This window comes from Citrobacter sedlakii (genome assembly GCF_018128425.1).
Taxonomy (GTDB): Bacteria; Pseudomonadota; Gammaproteobacteria; order Enterobacterales; family Enterobacteriaceae; genus Citrobacter_A; species Citrobacter_A sedlakii.
The window spans coordinates 4,102,848-4,121,206 of the sequence record NZ_CP071070.1 but is presented as its reverse complement, the minus strand read 5'-3'; the positions used below and the strand labels follow the sequence as shown (position 1 = coordinate 4,121,206).

Sequence of the window (18,359 nt, the reverse complement as noted above, 5' to 3'; positions counted from 1 at the left end):
AAATAAACAAGCCTGTTAACGCAGGTGATGCACAACCTGATTGCTGCTGCCGCGCCAGATAAGCGCCGGGTCTTTCAGATCCTGCACAAATTTGCCATCAACCAGCACGTTAATCAGATCCACTACCTGCATTTGCGCGGCGTTGAGCTCATCGAGCTTGTAGCCGGTCCACACCCAGATATCTTTTCCCGGACATTCAGCACGAATGCGCTGCACCAGTTTCAGGATATCCGGTACGTTTTGAGGATGCAGCGGATCGCCGCCGGAAAGCGAAATTCCCTGACGGTGAATACGCGTGTCGTTCAGATCGTTAACGATCTGGTCTTCCATCTCTTTGGTAAACGGTTTACCGGAATTCAGCCGCCAGGTGCTTTTGTTGTAGCAGCCGGGGCACTCGTGCACACAACCTGAAACAAACAATGTGCAACGGGTACCGGGGCCGTTGACGATGTCGACAGGGTAGTACTGGTGATAATTCATCTTCACTTCTCAATTGACGCCATTACTGCGTTGGCCGCGCTCGCTCACCCGGGTCACTTACGACTGTAAGCTCCCCGGGATTCACTGACTTTCCGCCTTGTCCTGGCGCCAGTTGCTTTGCGAAAAGCGTCGCTCTGCCGGGCAATAATACTGCCTGCTTAACCGAGCTGCCCGTTACCTAAATGCTTAACGCGGCGCTTCACTTCTTCCTGCTTACCGGCGTTAAACGGACGTGCGTCCGGACTGCCCAAGTAACCGCAGACGCGGCGGGTGACGGAGACGCGGGCGGCGTCGTGGTTACCGCATTTCGGGCAGGTAAAGCCTTTGCTGGTACACTCGAACTCACCGGTAAAGCCGCATTCATAGCACTCGTCGATAGGCGTGTTGGTACCGTAGTACGGCACGTGCTGATAGCTGTAATCCCACACGTCTTCCAGCGCTTTCAGGTTGTGCTGAATGTTCGGATACTCGCCATAGCAAATGAAGCCACCGCTCGCCAGCGGCGGGTAAGGCGCTTCGAAGTCGATCTTGTCGTACGGGTTCACCTTCTTCTCCACGTCGAGGTGGAAGCTGTTGGTGTAATAGCCTTTATCGGTTACGCCCGGCACCACGCCAAACTCGGCGGTATCCAGACGGCAGAAGCGGTCGCAGAGGTTTTCACTCGGCGTGCTGTACAGGCTAAAGCCGTAGCCGGTTTCGTCTTTCCACTGATCAACCGCCTGGCGCAGACGTTCGACAATCGCGATGCCTTTGGCGCGCAGTGTGTCGTTGTCGTACATGTGCTCGCTGCCGAACAGGGCGTTGATGGTTTCATGAATACCGATATACCCCAGCGAAATCGACGCGCGACCATTTTTGAAGATCTCTGCGACATCGTCGTCGGCTTTCAGACGCACACCACAGGCACCTTCCATATACAGAATGGGCGCCACGCGCGCTTTCACGCCTTCCAGACGGGCGATACGGGTCATCAGCGCTTTACGCGCCAGCACCAGACGGTCATCCAGCAGTTTCCAGAACGTCGCTTCGTCGCCTTTCGCTTCCAGCGCGATGCGCGGCAGGTTCAGGCTGATTACGCCCAGGTTGTTGCGCCCATCGTGTACCTGTTCGCCGTTCTCGTTTTCCCAGACGCCGAGGAAGCTGCGGCAGCCCATCGGCGTTTTGAACGAACCGGTCACTTTCACGACCTGATCGTAATTCAGGATATCCGGGTACATGCGCTTACTCGCGCACTCCAGCGCCAGCTGCTTAATGTCGTAGTTCGGATCGCCAAACTTGTGGTTCAGGCCGTCGCGAATGGCAAACACCAGTTTCGGGAACACGGCAGTCTTGCGGTTTTTGCCGAGACCCGCGATGCGGTTGCGCAGAATCGACTGCTGAATCAGTCGCGACTCCCAACTGGTGCCCAGCCCAAAGCCAAAGGTCACGAACGGCGTCTGACCGTTAGCGGTGTGCAGCGTGTTTACTTCGTATTCCAGAGACTGGAATGCGTCGTAGCACTCTTTTTCGGTACGCGAATGCGCGTAGCCGTCGGCATCCGGAATCTGCCACTCATCGGCAGTTTTACGGTGCTTATTGAAGCTGGCGGTGACAAACGGCGCCAGCACTTCATCAATACGGTTAATGGTCGTGCCGCCGTAAATATGGCTGGCGACCTGAGCGATAATTTGCGCGGTCACCGCCGTGGCGGTGGAGATGGACTTCGGCGGTTCGATCTCCGCGTTCCCCATTTTGAAGCCCTGAGTCAGCATGCCTTTCAGGTCGATCAGCATACAGTTGAACATCGGGAAGAACGGCGAGTAGTCCAGATCGTGGTAGTGGATATCACCCCGCTCGTGCGCCTGTACGACATCTCGCGGCAGCAGGTGCTGACGGGCGTAGTGTTTCGCCACGATACCGGCCAGCAGATCGCGCTGGGTCGGGATCACTTTGCTGTCTTTGTTGGCGTTTTCGTTAAGCAGCGCGGAGTTGGTTTGCTCCACCAGGCCGCGAATTTCCTGGTTCAGGCGGCCGCGCTTCTCGCGCTGGATATCGCGATCGTGGCGATACTCAATGTAGGCGCGCGCCAGCTGCTTATACGGACCGGACATCAGTTGGTTTTCAACCGCAGTCTGGATCTCATTGATATCGACCTGGCTACGTCCATTCATCTGGCTGCTAACGACTTCTGCGACGGTGGCGCAGTAATCTGCGTCATCGACTCCCGCTGCTTTAGCTGCACGCAGAATGGCTTCTTTGATGCGCTCTGATTTAAACGGCACTTTACAGCCATCTCGTTTCATCACATGCGGTGTCATGATCACTCCATATTTATAAGAACAGGTTATCCACAGAGGCTGGGGAAGCCGTGTTGGGCTTATTCATCTCTTTATCCAATGACTTCCCGCAATCCAGACCCATGTTATCCACAATTTTGCCCTCAGGCGGTGTTTTGTCGTTGTAGCAATTGTAGTCGATTAATACAACATATTGGGTCGGCGTGCATTTTAAATTCTATATGTAGTGATTTGCATCAAAAGTGTTTGAACTTTTCTTGATGTAGCGCAAAGTAAAAACCAGAGCGTACAGATGACGGGCACTACGCGGTTTGTAAATTATTGCGAGAAAAATCTGATTAATTATTCAACGAAAACAGGAAGGTAAGGCGGGAGGCACATTCAGCCCGGGAATCCTTTCGCCGGGCAGGACAGAGGTATGGATTTACTTCCGCAACCACCAGACTGCTTCAAACGGGCGTAGCGTCATGGTTGTCGGCTGCGGCGAGACTTCCTCGTAGTTATGCATCAGGCATTGCCACTTACCGTGCCAGCGTTCTGGCTGCCAGGGCTGGCATTCACCGCTCAGGTTAGCGATCGCCAACAGCGTCTGGCCCTGCCATTCACGACGATAGCACCAGAGATGCGGGCTGTCGGGCAGCAGATCCTGATAGTCGCCCCAGGTCAATACTGGCTCTGCTTTACGCAGCGCGATCAGCCGCTGGTAGGTGTAGAACACAGAATTCGGATCGCCCACTGCCGCCGCCACGTTGATGTCGGCGTAATTATCGCAGGGCGCAATCCACGGTTCGCCGGTGGTAAACCCGGCATTTAGGCTATCGTCCCACTGCATCGGCGTGCGGCTGTTGTCGCGGGATTTACTCGCCAGGATCGCCAATAACTCATCCGCTTCGCGCCCTTGCGCGCGCAGCGCTGCAAACATATTGTGACTTTCCACATCGCGGTAGTCGGTGATCTGCGAGAAGTGCGGATTGGTCATGCCGATCTCCTCGCCCTGGTAAATGTACGGCGTGCCCTGCATACCGTGCAGTACCATCGCGAGCATTTTCGCCGCCGGAACGCGGTATTCGCCTTCATCGCCAAAACGCGAAACGATGCGCGGCTGATCGTGGTTACACCAGAACAGCGCGTTCCATGCCACGTTGTGCATTCCCTGCTGCCAGTGGCGGAACAGGGCTTTTAGCGCCACCATGTCCGGCTTCGCCAGCGTCCATTTTTCGCCGCCGGGATAATCCACCTTCAGATGATGAAAGTTAAAGGTCATCGACAGTTCGCTGCCGCTGAGTGACGCGTAGCGCTGGCAATGTTCCAGGGTGGTGGAGGACATCTCGCCGACGGTCATCAGACCGCGCGGGGTGAACACGTCGCGGTTCATCTCATGCAGAAATTCATGGGCGCGCGGACCGTCGGTGTAGAAACGTCGACCGTCTCCGTCCAGGTCGTCAGGAAAGCGCGGGTCTTTAGAGATCAGGTTAACGACGTCCAGACGCAGGCCGTCTACGCCGCGATCCGCCCAGAACTCGCACACCTTTTTCAGTTCAGCGCGCACCGCCGGGTTCTCCCAGTTCAGGTCCGCCTGTTCCGGCGCGAACAGGTGCAGGTAATACTGTTCACTTTGCGCGTGCCAGCGCCAGGCGTTGCCGCCAAATTTGGAGCGCCAGTTATTCGGAGGCGCGTCAGGCGAGCCGTCGCGCCAGAGATAAAATTCGCGATACGGACTGTTTTTGTCCTGTGCGGCGTTAAACCACGGGTGCTGGGTGGAAGTATGGTTAAACACCATATCGAGGATGATACGGATGCCGCGCGCTTTGGCCTGGGCCACCAGTTCGTCGAAATCGTCAAGCGTGCCATAGGCCGGATCGATGGCGGTATAGTTGGCAACGTCGTAACCATTATCTACCTGTGGGGAGATATAGAACGGCGTCAGCCAGAGGGCATCTACGCCCAGCTTTTGCAGGTAGTCGAGACGTCGGGTCACGCCGCGCAAATCGCCGGTGCCGCTTCCGGTGGTATCCTGAAAACTCTTTGGATAGATCTGGTAGATCACGCCGTTTTGCCACCAATGGGGAAGGGTAGTCATAGCAAATTCCTGGTTATGCGAGGGGGCGCAACTGCGCCCCAAATGAAGTCAGACAATCTGTAAGGTGCCCTGACGGTGTTTACGCTGATACACAAACGAAGTCAGCACCATCGGAATAACAATCGCGATCGCCATAGCGGCGGCGTACACCTGCCAGTAGGTGGGCTGAATCGAGAGAATGCCCGGCAGGCCGCCGACGCCAATCCCGTTTGCCATCACGCCGTTCAGGCCGCACAGCAGACCGGCAAGCCCGGAGCCAATCATTGCGCAGAGCATCGGGAAGCGGTATTTCAGGTTGATGCCGTACATCGCCGGTTCCGTAACGCCCAGGTAGGCGGAAATGGCGGCGGGCACGGAGATTTCGCGTTCGTTATGTTTACGGCTGGAAATAATAATTCCTACCACGGCGGACGCCTGGGCGATGTTAGACAGCGCGATCAGCGGCCAGACCGGCGTGCCGTTCATGCTCTGGATCATTTGCATATCGATGGCGAGCGTTGTCTGGTGTACTCCGGTGATCACCAGCGGGGCGTACAGGAAGCCAAACAGGGCGGCGCCAATGGGGGCGAAGCTACCGGTCATCAGATGGCGCACCGCGAACGCGACGCCGTCGCCGATCATCCGACCAAACGGACCGATCAGCGCGTGGGCGAGGAAGACCGCGAGGATTAACGAACAAACCGGTACGATCACCAGGTACAGGTAGTCCGGCACGATGCGCTTCAGGCGCGTTTCAATAAAACCGAGCGTCAGACCCGCCAGCAGTGCCGGGATCACCTGCGCCTGGTAACCAACTTTAGCGATGCTGAACAGGCCAAAGTCCCAGACTTCCGGCAATTGTTGCCCGAGGAGATACGCGTTCATTAGCTGCGGTGAAACCAGCGTGACGCCCAACACAATACCCAGGATCGGCGTGCCGCCCATTTTTTTGACCGCCGACCAGCAGATCCCGACCGGCAGGTAGAAGAAAATCGCTTCGCCAATCAGCCATAAAAAGTCATAGACGGTTTTCAGTGCCGGATACATCTGCGCCAGCGTCTGGCCGTTGCTCATCGGCACATCGCCAATCACGTTGCGAAAGCCAAGGATTAAGCCGCCGCTGATCAGCGCCGGCAGTAGCGGGAAGAAGATTTCGGCGAAATGGGAGATCAACTGCTCATGCCATTTCATATTCTGGCGCGCGGCTTTTTTCGCCTGCTCTTTGTCGGCGTGGGCCTGGCCGGTGGTGGCCAGCAGCGCCTTATAGTAATCACCGACATTGGTGCCAATCACTACCTGAAATTGTCCGGCGTTGGTAAAGCAGCCTTTGACCATCGGCAGTTGTTCGATCTCTTTCGGACGGGCAATGGCTGGTTGATTCAGTACAAAGCGCAGACGTGTCAGGCAGTGGCTCACCGTCGCGATGTTTTCCCGCCCGCCAACCAGCGCAATAAGCTGGTCGATATCCGTTTGTTTGATTTTACTCATCATGAAGCCTCATGGCGATGACTGTGAAAATGGGTGTTGCTGGACTGGCGACAGAATATATCCGCGATGAATATTTAAAAATGGGAACGTTCCCGAAACGCAGCGAAGATCACAAATTCGCGTACAGAAAGCGGTCAGTTGCGGATCAGGAAAGCATGGACGGAATGACGATCTGGCGCAGTTCGCCACGCCCGGTGATCTGATCGATCAGTTGGGAAGCCGCCTGGCGTCCGGCTTCGGCGTAGCCCGGATCGACGGTGACGATCTCGGGATGGAGGAATTTCATCAACGGCGTATTGCCAACGCTCGCCAGTTGCAGCGCGTCGATCCGCTGTTCCTGCAAATATTTGCTGGCCCCGAGGGCGAGGGTGTCAGTGGCGCAGACCAGCGCCGTGGTTTCTGGCGTGATCACGCTGGCGGCATGATCGTAACCTTGCTTCATTGCCAGACCCGGCAGCGCGGCGACGGGATGCAGCTTGCGCTGTTTGCAAAACGCCAGGTACGCCTCATGGCGGCGCTTACCGGTGGTGACGTCGCTGTGGGGGACGCCGAGAAAACTGATGTTGCGGTGACCCTGATCGTACAGGCGCTGCATCAACATTTTGATCGCCCCTTCGTCGTCATAACAGACGGAAGCAAAGCCCTGCGCGTCGCGCGCCAGCAGCACCAGCGAAGCCTGCCACGGCGCAATCATCGCGTCGGTAATGCCGGTAAAGCCAAATAACACGACGCCGTCAATATTGCGGCGCTTCAGCATGCCGAGGTGTTCTTCTACTTTCGCTGTGGAGAACTGGCTTTCCATCATAATGGGATCGTAGCCCTGTTCATAAAACACGGGCAGCATGGTCTGTACGGCAAGATTTTCGGACAGCGAGTCAAGGCGGGTGACCATAATGGCAACCACTTTGTCACTCTGACCGCGCATGGCGCGCGCAGAGCGGGAGGGGGAGAAACCGTGCTGATTCATTACCGCTTCCACGCGTTCGCGGGTGCGCTCGCTCACGCCGCTTTCGTTATTGAGTACGCGCGAAACCGTGGATTTTCCCACGCCGCTCAGACGGGCGATGTCTTTGATAGTCAGCCGATTTTGCATCCCGTTTTCCCATAGCAGGCATCAAGAAGAGGTAAAGAGGATAACTTTACGCATTTGAACCGCAATGAGCAAAGTCTGGTTTATCATTGGTTTAATCACAGGGTGTTATTATATCGCCATAATAGCCACAAAGAGTATGATCTGCGGCTTATAATCTGCGTCTTAAATTATTCACTTACCGGAGGCTTTATGGATCCCGATCCCACCCCTCTCCCGCGATGGAGAAACACTTTTTTCCGGTAAGCCTGCCTTTCGCTGTCTTACCGGCGACGTAAGACAGTGACGCGTTAACGTCCCTGTTAAGAAAATAAATTGCCTGTCAGGTAAGGCTTTGCCACGCCTGAACGCTTTTTCTGCGCCTTTCTGTTTTTGGCGCGGAGGGACTGCCTATGTTTAAAAATATCACTCGCCAGCTTTTTGCCCGGCTCAGCCGCCATTTGCCCGATCGCCTGGTGCATCGCGATCCGTTACCGAACGCGCAGACGCTTGCCAGTACGCCGATCCCGTCATCACTCAGCGAACACTGCCTGAAAGTAGCCGTCATGGATGACGCGACGCTGTGGAAAACTTTCGGCGCCCACCCGGAAGGGTTGACGCCGACGGAAGTGGATGCGGCGCGTGAAAAGCACGGCGACAACCAGTTACCCGCCCAGCAGCCATCGCCGTGGTGGGTACATCTGTGGGTCTGCTACCGCAATCCGTTTAATATTTTGTTAACCATTCTGGGGGCCATCTCTTACGCCACGGAGGATCTGTTTGCGGCGGGAGTGATCGCGCTGATGGTGGCGATCTCCACGCTGCTGAATTTCGTTCAGGAAGCACGCTCGACCAAAGCAGCGGATGCGCTAAAAGCGATGGTCAGCAATACCGCGACGGTGTTGCGGGTGATCAATGAAAAAGGCGAGAACGGCTGGATCGACGTCCCTATTGATCAACTGGTGCCTGGCGATATCGTAAAACTGGCGGCGGGCGACATGATCCCGGCTGATCTGCGGGTGCTTCAGGCGCGCGATCTGTTTGTCGCCCAGGCGTCGTTAACCGGCGAGTCGCTGCCGGTGGAAAAAGTGGCTAACACCCGCGAGCCGGCGCATAACAACCCGCTTGAGTGCGATACCCTGTGCTTTATGGGGACCAACGTCGTGAGCGGTACGGCGCAGGCCCTTGTGATTGCCACGGGAGCAAACACCTGGTTTGGGCAACTGGCAGGCCGCGTCAGCGAACAGGAAAGCGAACAGAACGCCTTTCAGAAAGGCATCAGCCGCGTCAGTATGTTGTTGATTCGCTTTATGCTGGTGATGGCGCCCATCGTGCTGGTGATCAACGGCTATACCAAAGGCGACTGGTGGGAAGCGGCGCTGTTCGCGCTCTCGGTGGCCGTCGGACTGACGCCGGAAATGCTGCCGATGATCGTCACTTCCACACTGGCGCGCGGCGCGGTGAAACTGTCGAAGCAAAAGGTGATTGTGAAGCATCTCGACGCCATTCAGAACTTTGGCGCGATGGATATTCTTTGCACCGACAAAACCGGTACGCTGACCCAGGACAAAATTGTTCTGGAAAACCACACTGACATCTCCGGCAAACCCAGCGATCGCGTTCTGCACGCGGCATGGCTGAACAGCCATTATCAGACGGGGTTGAAAAATCTGCTTGATACCGCCGTGCTGGAGGGCGTGGATGAAGCCTCCGCGCGCGAACTTGCGACCCGCTGGCAGAAAATTGATGAGATCCCGTTTGATTTCGAACGTCGCCGCATGTCGGTGGTGGTCGCTGAACATGCGGAGGTGCATCAGCTGGTGTGCAAAGGCGCGCTGCAGGAAATCCTCAACGTCAGCACACATGTGCGCCATAACGGAGAAATCGTGCCGCTGGATGACAACATGCTGCGCCGCGTGAAGCGCGTCACCGATACCCTGAATCGTCAGGGGCTGCGCGTGGTGGCGGTGGCTACCCGCTATCTGCCTGCGCGAGAAGGCGATTACCAGCGTATCGACGAATCCGATCTGATCCTTGAAGGGTACATCGCCTTCCTCGATCCGCCGAAAGAGACGACGGCGCCTGCGTTAAAGGCGCTGAAGGCCAGCGGTATCACGGTGAAAATTCTGACCGGCGACAGCGAGTTGGTCGCGGCAAAAGTGTGCCATGACGTCGGACTGGACGCGGGTGAAGTGGTTGTTGGCAGCGATATCGAAAGCCTGAGCGACGACGAGCTGGCGACGCTGGCGCAGCGTACCACGCTGTTTGCCCGTCTGACGCCGATGCATAAAGAACGCATTGTCACGCTGCTTAAGCGCGAAGGGCACGTCGTGGGCTTTATGGGCGACGGTATTAATGACGCCCCGGCGTTGCGTGCGGCGGATATCGGTATTTCCGTCGATGGCGCCGTGGACATTGCCCGGGAAGCCGCCGACATTATCCTGCTGGAAAAGAGCCTGATGGTGCTGGAAGAAGGGGTGATCGAAGGTCGTCGCACTTTCTCGAATATGCTGAAGTACATTAAGATGACCGCCAGCTCCAACTTCGGTAACGTCTTCAGCGTGCTGGTGGCGAGCGCCTTCTTACCGTTCCTGCCCATGCTGCCGCTGCACTTGCTGATTCAGAATCTGCTGTACGATGTATCGCAGGTGGCGATCCCGTTTGATAACGTGGACGATGAGCAGATCCAGAAGCCGCAGCGCTGGAATCCGACAGATCTGGGGCGTTTTATGATCTTCTTTGGTCCGATTAGCTCGATCTTCGACATTATCACGTTCTGCGTGATGTGGTGGGTCTTCCACGCGAACGTGCCGGAGGCGCAAACCTTGTTCCAGTCCGGCTGGTTTGTAGTGGGGCTACTGTCGCAAACGCTGATTGTGCATATGATTCGTACCCGCCGCGTGCCGTTCATTCAGAGTCGCGCCGCGTGGCCGCTGCTGTTGATGACGCTGGTGGTGATGATGGTGGGCATTGCGCTGCCGTTCTCGCCGCTGGCCGGGTATCTGCAATTGCAGGCGCTGCCGCTGAGCTACTTCCCGTGGCTGGTCGGTATTCTGGTAGGCTATATGACGTTAACGCAGTTGGTGAAAGGCTTCTATAGTCGCCGCTACGGTTGGCAGTAATGCGCAGTGGGTCGCTTATGAGCCGGTCGGGCAAAGCGAAACCGCCCTCCGGTGTCTGCGGTAAAAAGCCGGACGAGCATGACCCCGTCCGGCAGTCGGCTTAGTGCTTCAGCACCCACGCTTCTTTCCAGTGTGCGCCAACGCCTGGCTCAAACTGGTTAGCGCCTGGAGCGTACTGGACGCAGTAGCCGCTGTACGGGAAAGGCTTACATTCGTAGGTCTTACCGTCTTTCGGTTGCAGCACCACGGTACCGGCTTTGTAAGACGCGATACTGTCCGGGAAGGTAAAGTCGTGGTGACCGGCGTTGTCGGTCGCCGCGTCGCTTTCCAGCATCAGGTTCAACACGTCCTGAGCAAATAGCGTGCCGTCTTTGTTGGTCGCATAGTATTTCAGCATATGGTGACCAGCAGTCACGTCAGTCAGGGTCATGGTGACGTCCTGGTTGGCGTTGTTCATGTCCTGCTTCAGGTAGCCTTTTTCCGCGCCGTGATGATTCATCACGTGGGCTTCAAAATTCACATCGCCGTGCGTATTCACGTGGAAAGTCACGGTGGCATTGCCGTGCGCAATCTTGCTGTACTGTAGATCGGTAACGGCGATGGTTTCGTTCACTTGCGCTTTTTGCTCTTCATAAGAGATGGCGACAGACTGCAGCGCGCTGCCTTCTCTTACGAACACGCTATTCGCGCCATGTACCGGGCCGATCTCACCCCCTTCGTCTTTCACGCCTACGCGCACATCGCTGTGGGTGCTGTTGATCAATTGCGCCATATCGAAGGCCCACTGGTTCGCATCGCCCTGAGCAGCGGAGGCAATGGTCATTTCAGTGCGCATTGAGGTTACTTCACCATTGGCGTCAAAGAAGCGGGCAATGACTTTATCGCCTGCGTTCAGGTTATTACCGGCAATCTGACCGCTGAGGGTTTTGCTCCATTCGGAAACCACGCCCGGGGTTTCATCCGGAGTCACGTTGCCGCTGTTACCGAAATCCACGTCAATGGCCTGATAGAAGCTATTTGTCGTATCTGCAATTTCCCACACGCCGTAAATAACCTGATAACCGGTACGTTCAGGAACATTACAGTTCATTGACTGCGTGACCGCCGGCGCCTGGCCATTTCCATTAATGGTACAGAACGGCGTTAAATCAAATTGATCGCGGGTCAGCGGCTTATTTGGATCCCAGTTTTGTTTGGTGATGTAATAACGCCAGTTCGTGGTTTTATGCGGCGCAGTATGGTGCCATACAAACTGGTGTGGACCTGCTGTCATTGGGCTTTTGGTCCAGGCGTTCAGGCTCTGGCGATCCAGTTGAGAATACTGAGAAATACCGGCGCTGGCGAGCTGTCCGTCTGGCGGCATCGCGCCAGTCGGGAAGCCGGAGGTTTTTTCTACGCTCTGCGGTTCGTATTGAACGGAACCACAATCGACGTTTTGCCCCAGCTTGCACATATATGCGCGGCTGGCAGGGGATTCAATATAACCGTGTGCTAACGCTGAAGAAGCAACGGTCAATGTTGCTACCGCCAGCGCGATTTTGGAAAGTTTCATTATTAGTCCATTAGTGTATTAAAACAACGAGTGCGGCAGGAAGTGTATTAATGGACCGACGGTGATGTCATGAAATAGCGAGGATAAAAAAGGTCAAAATAAAAACCTATTTTATTTTTAAAAACATAAGGCAGCGTGTGCTGCCTTAAAAAGAGATAACCGGAATAGTTAGCGACGAACGGCAATCGCTTCGATTTCGATTTTTACGTCTTTCGGCAGACGCGCCACTTCCACGCAGGAGCGCGCCGGGAAGGTGGCGTTGTGCTCGGTGAAGAACGCTTCGTAGGTGGCGTTCACGGTCGCGAAGTCGTTCAGATCTTTGACAAACACGGTGGTTTTCACGATGTCGCCCACTTTCAGGCCAGCCGCTTCGACGATGGCTTTAACGTTTTCCAGCGACTGACGCGCCTGAGCGGACACGTCTTCCGGTACGCTGCCGGTTTTTGGATCAACCGGGATCTGACCGGAAGTGATGATCATGCTGCCCAGATCTACGCCCTGAACATAAGGACCGATAGCCGCAGGTGCATTTTCCGTCGCGATAGTTTTGCTCATGATTTCTCCTGAATACAGCGGTAAAAGAAAGTTCCCGACAATTATAAGGAGCCGGGAATTTATAACCAACCCCAATTAGTTGGCCAGCACCACATAATGAGAAAACTCTTTTTCGCAGTATTTGCATTTGAGCGCAATGTCATCCGCGCGCTTTTTCACTGCAAAGCTGGAGGAAACCGGCTCCGCATGGCTGATGCAGTTGCTGTTCGGGCAAACCAGAACGCTTTCAATGCGATCCGGCAGGCTTGGACGCGATTTTCCTACTACCTCGTAATTGTCGATCCGGTTCACGGTGGCCTGCGGCGCATACAGTGACAGCTGGTTAACCTGCTCAGCGGTCAGGAAGGTGTTCTCAATTTTGATCAGATCTTTGCGGCCCATTTCGCCGGAAGGGAGGTTGAGGCCGATGGTGATGCGCTGGTCGGTTTCGGTCAGCTTGAACAGGGTCAGCAGCTTAAAGCCTACCTGGGCGGGAATATGATCGATCACGGTGCCGCATTTGATCGCTTCAACCTGTAATTTATTGTCGTGTGTCATCGTTTATTCTCCCTTACAGTGCCAGATCGCGGGTCAGAACCAATGCCAGTAACGCCTGGCGGGCAAAAATACCGTTACCCGCCTGCTGGAAGTACCAGGCATGCGGGGTTTTATCGACGTCGGTGGCGATTTCATCAATGCGCGGCAGCGGATGCAGCACCTTCATGTTTTCACGCGCGCCCGCCAGATCGCTGGCGCGCAGAACAAACTGCGCTTTTACGTTGGCGTATTCCGACGGGTCGAGACGCTCTTTCTGTACGCGGGTCATGTACAGAATGTCCACCTCCGCCATGACTTCCTCAATCGAGGCGTGCAGGCTCCAGGCGATGCCCTTTTCGTCGAGCATATCGAGAATGTACTGCGGCATCGCCAGCGCGTCCGGGGCGATAAAGTAGAAACGGTTGCCGTCGAACTTCGCCAGCGCCTGGGTCAGCGAGTGGACGGTACGGCCATATTTCAGGTCGCCGACCATCGCGACGTGTAGGTTATCCAGACGACCCTGGGTTTCCTGGATGGTAAACAGATCCAGCAGCGTTTGGGTCGGATGTTGGTTTGAACCGTCGCCAGCGTTCAGTACCGGCACCTGGCCGGAAAACTCGGTCGCCAGACGCGCGGCGCCTTCCTGCGGATGGCGCATCACGATAGCGTCCACATAGGTGCTGATCACCGAAATGGTGTCTGCCAGCGTCTCACCTTTTTTACCCAGCGACGTGTTCGCGCTGTCGGAAAAGCCCACCACACTTGCGCCCAGGCGGTGCATCGACGTTTCAAACGACAGGCGGGTACGCGTGGAAGCCTCGAAGAAACAGCTGGCGATGACCTTATGCTTTAGCAGCTCCGGCTGTGGATTCGCTTTTAATTTTGCTGCCGTCGCCAGCACCAGATTGAGGTCATCGCGGCTGAGGTCGTTTATGGAAATGATGTGTTTTTGATACAGCGGATTAGCCATGTTTATCTCCTGACGCCTGGGCAAAAAAAAGCCCCTCAATTGAGGGGCTGTGAATAGGTGAGCAACGGAAAGAAAAACGGCAGGCCAGCGTCTGTTTTCAGACGCGGTAAGACAGAATGTCGTACACACTGAACCATGCTTCCTCCCGGCAAATTGTCCGCGATTATACTCAGCTCCGTTTACGGATCAAGCAAAAAAATGCTCATTTTATTCAAAGCAAACGGTTTTAATGAATACTAATTCATCTTGAGTAAGTAATTAATCTGCTTGTGGACAAGGCCGGTGCGCTGCACGACCCGGGGGGCCACCCAGACAATACTGCTGCCAGCGATAACCCCGAGGATCTCCGGCAGGGCGTGGTAATCGAGGATTCTGGCGACCGCGCGGCCATATCCGGCAACGGTATGGATAAGGATAAATTCGCTGTTATGCTCCACGCTGACCACCATTTCAGCAATCGAACGGGCGGCATCCGGCGCAGGGCGCAGTTGCGGATTCACGGAATAAATTTTTTGACCCTTTGTATTTCGTATTTTTATGACGCCAAGCATTTTCAGCAGGCGCGACACCGTCGACTGACTGATGCTTTCAAACCCGTGGTCCTGCAGGTCGCGGCGTATCTCCTCCTGCGACAGGTAACTTTTTTCGGTAATCAGGCGCTGACAGACCGCCAGTTGCTGCTGCTCTTTGGCGGAGTAATCATCGTAATCCTTCATAAATGCACCTTATCTTTATTATTCGAACGCTACAGCATGGCGCCCACGCTCAGTACGGCCATGTTGAGCACCGTCAGGATCAGCAACAGCGGCGCAACCCATTTCAGATACCGCACGTAGGGAACGCGGGCGATCGCCAGGCCGCCCATCACCACTGCCGAGGTCGGGGTGATCAGGTTGACGATCCCCGACGCTGACTGGTACGCCGTAACAACCAGATCCCGCTGCACATGGGCAAAATCGGCCAGCGGAGCCATGATCGGCATCGTCAGTACCGCCAGTCCGGATGATGAAGGGACCAGGAAGGAGAGCAGAACTTCCAGCCAGTAGGTGACGTTGATGAAAATCGTGGTGGATAGACCGGAGACCAGATTCTCGGCGCTGTGCAAAATGGTATGAGTAATCATGCCGTTATCCATGACGACCACAATGCCGCGCGCGATGCCGATAATCAACGCCACGCCGAGCAGATCGCGCGCGCCGTCGATAAAGGTGCTGGTAAACGCTTCTTCTCCCATGCGGGCGATTACGCCCACCACGATCGCCGCCGCCAGAAAGACGCCAGAGATTTCGGCCATCCACCAGCCGCGCACCGCCACGCCGTAGATCATAATGGCGAAAGAGGCGGCGAAGATCAGCAGAATCCATTTGCGGGTGGCGGTGAAGGCCAGCAGGGTATCGGAACGGTTGCCGAGGAAGTGGGCGCGGTTTTCCGCCATTTTATCCGCCACGATCGACAGTTCAGGGTTGCTGCGTACCTTACGCGCGTAACGCATAACCCAGACCACGCAGATGAGATAGCCGACGAGCAGCAGAACGACGCGCAGCAGCATTCCCTGGGTGAACGGGATCCCGGCGGCGTTGGCGGCAATGACCGTGGCGAACGGGTTAATGGTCGAGCCCAACGTGCCGATGCCTGCGCCGAGCAACACGGTGGCGGCGGCAACCAGCGGATCAAAACGCGCCGCCATCATCACCGGTACCAGCAGCGTGTAGAAAGGGAGCGACTCTTCCGCCATCCCGTAAATCGTGCCTCCCGCGGCAAACAGCGCCATCAGGATGGGGATCATCCATTCCTCTTTGCCGTTAAGTCTGACCGTCACCCGCTCAATGCCCGCGTCGATAGCGCCGGTTTTGTTCACCACGCCGAGGAAGCCGCCGATGATCAGAACAAACAGCGCCACGTCAATTGCGCCTGCGGTGTAGGTTTCGTGATTGTATAAACCGTCAATGGGCGCCAGCAATACAGCGGTAATGCCCTGCGGATGCGCCTCGGTGGGAGCATAGGTTCCCGCCACCGGAACCTCTTTGCCAAGCGTGGCGTTCATCGCCATCTGGTATTTGCCCGCCGGGACAATCCAGGTCATGACGGCGACCAGCGCGATAAGAATAAACAGGATGGTGTACGCGGTGGGAAATTTGAATTTACCCATGATTTTCTCTCCGGATATCACGGGCAGCCGCCGTCGTAGCGACCGCTGCCCGCAAGGGTTAGTCGCCGAGGGTCGCTACCATCACCGCTTTGATGGTGTGCATGCGGTTTTCCGCTTCGTCGAACACGATGGCGTGGTCGGACTCAAACACCTCGTCGGTCACTTCCAGCCCCTTCAGACCGTAAGCCGCTTCGATTTCGCGTCCTACTTTGGTGTGCTCGTTATGAAAGGCGGGCAGGCAGTGCATGAACTTGACGTTTGGGTTGCCGGTCGCGTTAATCACCTGCTGATTCACCTGGTAAGGGGTCATCAGACTGACGCGTTCCGCCCACGCTTCTTTTGGTTCGCCCATTGACACCCAGACGTCGGTATAGAGGAAATCGACGTCATAGACGCCTGCTTCCACATCCTCTGTCAGGGTGATGCGCGCGCCAGTGGTGCTGGCGATAGCGCGGCATTCGGCGACCAGCGCCTCGTCGGGCCAGAATGATTTCGGCGCCACCAGCCGGATGTCCATACCCATTTTCGCCGCGCCGACCATCAGCGAATTGCCCATGTTGTTGCGCGCATCGCCCAGATAGGCAAAGCGCAGTTCCGGCAGCGTTTTTCCTGGCGCATGCTCCAGCATGGTCATCAGATCCGCGAGGATCTGTGTGGGATGAAACGCGTCGGTCAGGCCGTTCCATACCGGTACACCGGCGTATTGCCCTAACTCTTCGACGATTTGCTGACCGAAGCCGCGATATTCAATGCCGTCATACATCCGTCCCAGTACCCGGGCGGTGTCTTTCATCGACTCTTTATGACCAATTTGCGATCCGCTCGGACCGAGATAGGTCACCTGCGCGCCCTGGTCGAAGGCTGCAACCTCAAAGGCACAGCGGGTGCGGGTGGAGGTTTTTTCAAAAATCAGCGCGATGTTTTTACCGCTCAGTTTTTGCACCTCACGCCCGGCTTTTTTGGCCGCTTTCAGTTCGATTGCCAAATTGATCAACGACTGAATTTCCGCTGGAGTAAAGTCCAGAAGTTTCAGAAAGTTACGTTTTTTCAGTGAAATAGCCATGTATCTGTCCTTAAATCGTGTAGGCCTGACAAGCGCCGCGCCGTCAGACGATGTCAGCGTTTCGTTGCCGGATGACGGCGTTGCGTTATCCGGTCGACAAAGAGATGAATGAAATAAAAGGGATTACGCGTCGGCAGTTTCGCGTCGGATTAACGTGCCTTTATCGCCAGCGAGGATTGCCGGGCCATCGGTCAGCGAACCAATCCCGGCAATGCCATGGCAGCGGCTGACAAACTCTGCGCAGGCGGTGACTTTCGGCCCCATCGACCCCGCGTCAAACTGCATCTCGCTAAGCAATTCCGGGGTTACCTGCGCCAGCGGACGCTGCGTGGGTTTACCCCAGTCGAGATACACGGCGTCGGCGTCGGTCAGGATCAGCAGCGCGTCGGCGCGGATCTGGCTGGCGAGCAGGGCGGCGGAGAGGTCTTTGTCGATCACCGCTTCAATGCCGTGGTAACCGTCCACTTTTTCAATGACCGGCACGCCGCCGCCGCCGTTGCAGATCACCAGATGATCGCGGGCAATCAGCGCCTGAATCGCATCGCTTTCCACAATGCGTCTGGGCTGTGGCGAAGGCACCACGCGGCGGAACGCGTTGCCGTCGGCTTTGAATACCCAGCCTTTTTCCGCCTCCAGCGCATCAGCCTGCGCCGCGTCATACACCGGGCCGATGTATTTAGTCGGCTTGCGAAACGCCGGATCGTGCTCGTCCACTTCCACCTGGGTCAGCAGGACGCTGATTTCCCGCTGTGGTAACTGATTTTTCAGCGCCTGTTGCAGCATGTAGCCGATCATCCCCTGGCTTTCGGCGCCGAGGATGTCGAGAGGATAGGGGGTAACGCGGTCATAGGCGCTGTTCTGTAACGCCAGCAGACCAACCTGCGGGCCGTTGCCATGCACCAGCACCACCCGCCACTGCCGGGTGAGCTGCGCGATGGTGCTGGCCGCCAGTTCGATGTTTTTGCGCTGAATATCCGCTTCCAGCGGTTCGCCGCGCTTAAGCAGCGCGTTGCCGCCCAGCGCGACAACCAGAGTCGGTTTCTGTGTCATGGTCGATTCC

Annotated in this window: 16 protein-coding genes; 2 read left to right on the top strand and 14 right to left on the bottom strand. The window is 56.1% G+C overall.

Features of this window, described 5'->3' with window-relative positions; translation table 11 throughout:
* Positions 1-15: 15 nt before the first annotated feature.
* The 5 genes from nrdG to treR form a co-directional block, all read right to left on the bottom strand.
* Entirely contained in the window at positions 16-480 is a 465-nt protein-coding gene (gene nrdG / locus JY391_RS19535) for an anaerobic ribonucleoside-triphosphate reductase-activating protein (RefSeq protein ID WP_042289432.1), read from the bottom strand.
* A 158-nt stretch (positions 481-638) separates the two neighbouring features.
* The gene (gene nrdD, locus JY391_RS19530) at positions 639-2,777 is read right to left on the bottom strand and encodes an anaerobic ribonucleoside-triphosphate reductase (protein ID WP_211934879.1); all 2,139 of its coding nucleotides are present in this window, start codon (positions 2,775-2,777) and stop codon (positions 639-641) included.
* 403 nt (positions 2,778-3,180) lie between these two features.
* Complete coding sequence (gene treC, locus JY391_RS19525) at positions 3,181-4,836, bottom strand: alpha,alpha-phosphotrehalase (RefSeq protein WP_211934878.1); 1,656 nt, start codon at positions 4,834-4,836, stop codon at positions 3,181-3,183.
* A gap of 48 nt (positions 4,837-4,884) precedes the next feature.
* Positions 4,885-6,303 (bottom strand): PTS trehalose transporter subunit IIBC, encoded by a 1,419-nt coding sequence (gene treB, locus JY391_RS19520; RefSeq protein WP_042289756.1) that lies wholly within the window; start codon positions 6,301-6,303, stop codon positions 4,885-4,887.
* Between the two features lie 145 nt (positions 6,304-6,448).
* Positions 6,449-7,396 carry a trehalose operon repressor TreR gene (treR, locus tag JY391_RS19515; protein WP_042289426.1) on the bottom strand — a complete coding sequence of 316 codons (948 nt, stop codon included), beginning with the start codon at positions 7,394-7,396 and terminating at the stop codon, positions 6,449-6,451.
* A 189-nt stretch (positions 7,397-7,585) separates the two neighbouring features.
* Between treR and mgtL the strand changes: the two genes are divergently transcribed.
* On the top strand, positions 7,586-7,639 hold the full coding sequence (mgtL, locus tag JY391_RS24005) for a mgtA regulatory leader peptide MgtL (RefSeq protein ID WP_350396681.1): 54 nt from the start codon (positions 7,586-7,588) through the stop codon (positions 7,637-7,639).
* 146 nt (positions 7,640-7,785) lie between these two features.
* Entirely contained in the window at positions 7,786-10,494 is a 2,709-nt protein-coding gene (gene mgtA, locus JY391_RS19505; RefSeq protein WP_200035691.1) for a magnesium-translocating P-type ATPase, read from the top strand.
* 100 nt (positions 10,495-10,594) lie between these two features.
* Here the strand turns inward: mgtA and gbpA are convergent, their stop codons facing one another.
* The 9 genes from gbpA to arcC all read right to left on the bottom strand — a co-directional run bounded on the left by gbpA (position 10,595) and on the right by arcC (position 18,349).
* The gene (gbpA, locus tag JY391_RS19500) at positions 10,595-12,046 is read right to left on the bottom strand and encodes an N-acetylglucosamine-binding protein GbpA (protein ID WP_042289422.1); all 1,452 of its coding nucleotides are present in this window, start codon (positions 12,044-12,046) and stop codon (positions 10,595-10,597) included.
* A gap of 168 nt (positions 12,047-12,214) precedes the next feature.
* A complete protein-coding gene (gene ridA, locus JY391_RS19495) occupies positions 12,215-12,601 on the bottom strand; it encodes a 2-iminobutanoate/2-iminopropanoate deaminase (RefSeq protein ID WP_000047541.1) in 387 nt (128 codons plus the stop codon).
* 75 nt (positions 12,602-12,676) lie between these two features.
* The gene (gene pyrI, locus JY391_RS19490) at positions 12,677-13,138 is read right to left on the bottom strand and encodes an aspartate carbamoyltransferase regulatory subunit (protein WP_012907399.1); all 462 of its coding nucleotides are present in this window, start codon (positions 13,136-13,138) and stop codon (positions 12,677-12,679) included.
* 13 nt (positions 13,139-13,151) lie between these two features.
* Entirely contained in the window at positions 13,152-14,087 is a 936-nt protein-coding gene (pyrB, locus tag JY391_RS19485; protein WP_042289420.1) for an aspartate carbamoyltransferase, read from the bottom strand.
* Positions 14,088-14,122: 35 nt separating this feature from the next.
* Positions 14,123-14,224, bottom strand: a complete 102-nt coding sequence (pyrL, locus tag JY391_RS19480) for a pyr operon leader peptide (protein ID WP_042289418.1) — start codon at positions 14,222-14,224, stop codon at positions 14,123-14,125.
* Between the two features lie 99 nt (positions 14,225-14,323).
* Positions 14,324-14,803, bottom strand: coding sequence for an arginine repressor (locus tag JY391_RS19475; protein ID WP_042289416.1), 480 nt, complete (start codon positions 14,801-14,803; stop codon positions 14,324-14,326).
* Between the two features lie 29 nt (positions 14,804-14,832).
* Positions 14,833-16,236: a YfcC family protein gene (locus tag JY391_RS19470; protein WP_211934877.1), complete on the bottom strand. Its 1,404-nt coding sequence runs from the start codon at positions 16,234-16,236 to the stop codon at positions 14,833-14,835.
* Positions 16,237-16,294: 58 nt separating this feature from the next.
* Positions 16,295-17,299 (bottom strand): ornithine carbamoyltransferase, encoded by a 1,005-nt coding sequence (gene argF, locus JY391_RS19465; protein WP_211934876.1) that lies wholly within the window; start codon positions 17,297-17,299, stop codon positions 16,295-16,297.
* A 123-nt stretch (positions 17,300-17,422) separates the two neighbouring features.
* A complete protein-coding gene (gene arcC / locus JY391_RS19460) occupies positions 17,423-18,349 on the bottom strand; it encodes a carbamate kinase (RefSeq protein ID WP_211934875.1) in 927 nt (308 codons plus the stop codon).
* Between the last annotated feature and the right edge of the window lie 10 nt (positions 18,350-18,359).

Coding starts and splice junctions, on each gene's coding strand:
- pyrB (WP_042289420.1), bottom strand. CDS start 14,087: ATGGCTAATCCGCTGTATCAAAAACACATCATTTCCATAAACGACCTC.
- pyrL (WP_042289418.1), bottom strand. CDS start 14,224: ATGGTTCAGTGTGTACGACATTCTGTCTTACCGCGTCTGAAAACAGAC.
- JY391_RS19470 (WP_211934877.1), bottom strand. CDS start 16,236: ATGGGTAAATTCAAATTTCCCACCGCGTACACCATCCTGTTTATTCTT.
- mgtA (WP_200035691.1), top strand. CDS start 7,786: ATGTTTAAAAATATCACTCGCCAGCTTTTTGCCCGGCTCAGCCGCCAT.
- treR (WP_042289426.1), bottom strand. CDS start 7,396: ATGCAAAATCGGCTGACTATCAAAGACATCGCCCGTCTGAGCGGCGTG.
- ridA (WP_000047541.1), bottom strand. CDS start 12,601: ATGAGCAAAACTATCGCGACGGAAAATGCACCTGCGGCTATCGGTCCT.
- nrdG (WP_042289432.1), bottom strand. CDS start 480: ATGAATTATCACCAGTACTACCCTGTCGACATCGTCAACGGCCCCGGT.
- JY391_RS19475 (WP_042289416.1), bottom strand. CDS start 14,803: ATGAAGGATTACGATGATTACTCCGCCAAAGAGCAGCAGCAACTGGCG.
- treB (WP_042289756.1), bottom strand. CDS start 6,303: ATGAGTAAAATCAAACAAACGGATATCGACCAGCTTATTGCGCTGGTT.
- nrdD (WP_211934879.1), bottom strand. CDS start 2,777: ATGACACCGCATGTGATGAAACGAGATGGCTGTAAAGTGCCGTTTAAA.
- treC (WP_211934878.1), bottom strand. CDS start 4,836: ATGACTACCCTTCCCCATTGGTGGCAAAACGGCGTGATCTACCAGATC.
- arcC (WP_211934875.1), bottom strand. CDS start 18,349: ATGACACAGAAACCGACTCTGGTTGTCGCGCTGGGCGGCAACGCGCTG.
- argF (WP_211934876.1), bottom strand. CDS start 17,299: ATGGCTATTTCACTGAAAAAACGTAACTTTCTGAAACTTCTGGACTTT.
- gbpA (WP_042289422.1), bottom strand. CDS start 12,046: ATGAAACTTTCCAAAATCGCGCTGGCGGTAGCAACATTGACCGTTGCT.
- pyrI (WP_012907399.1), bottom strand. CDS start 13,138: ATGACACACGACAATAAATTACAGGTTGAAGCGATCAAATGCGGCACC.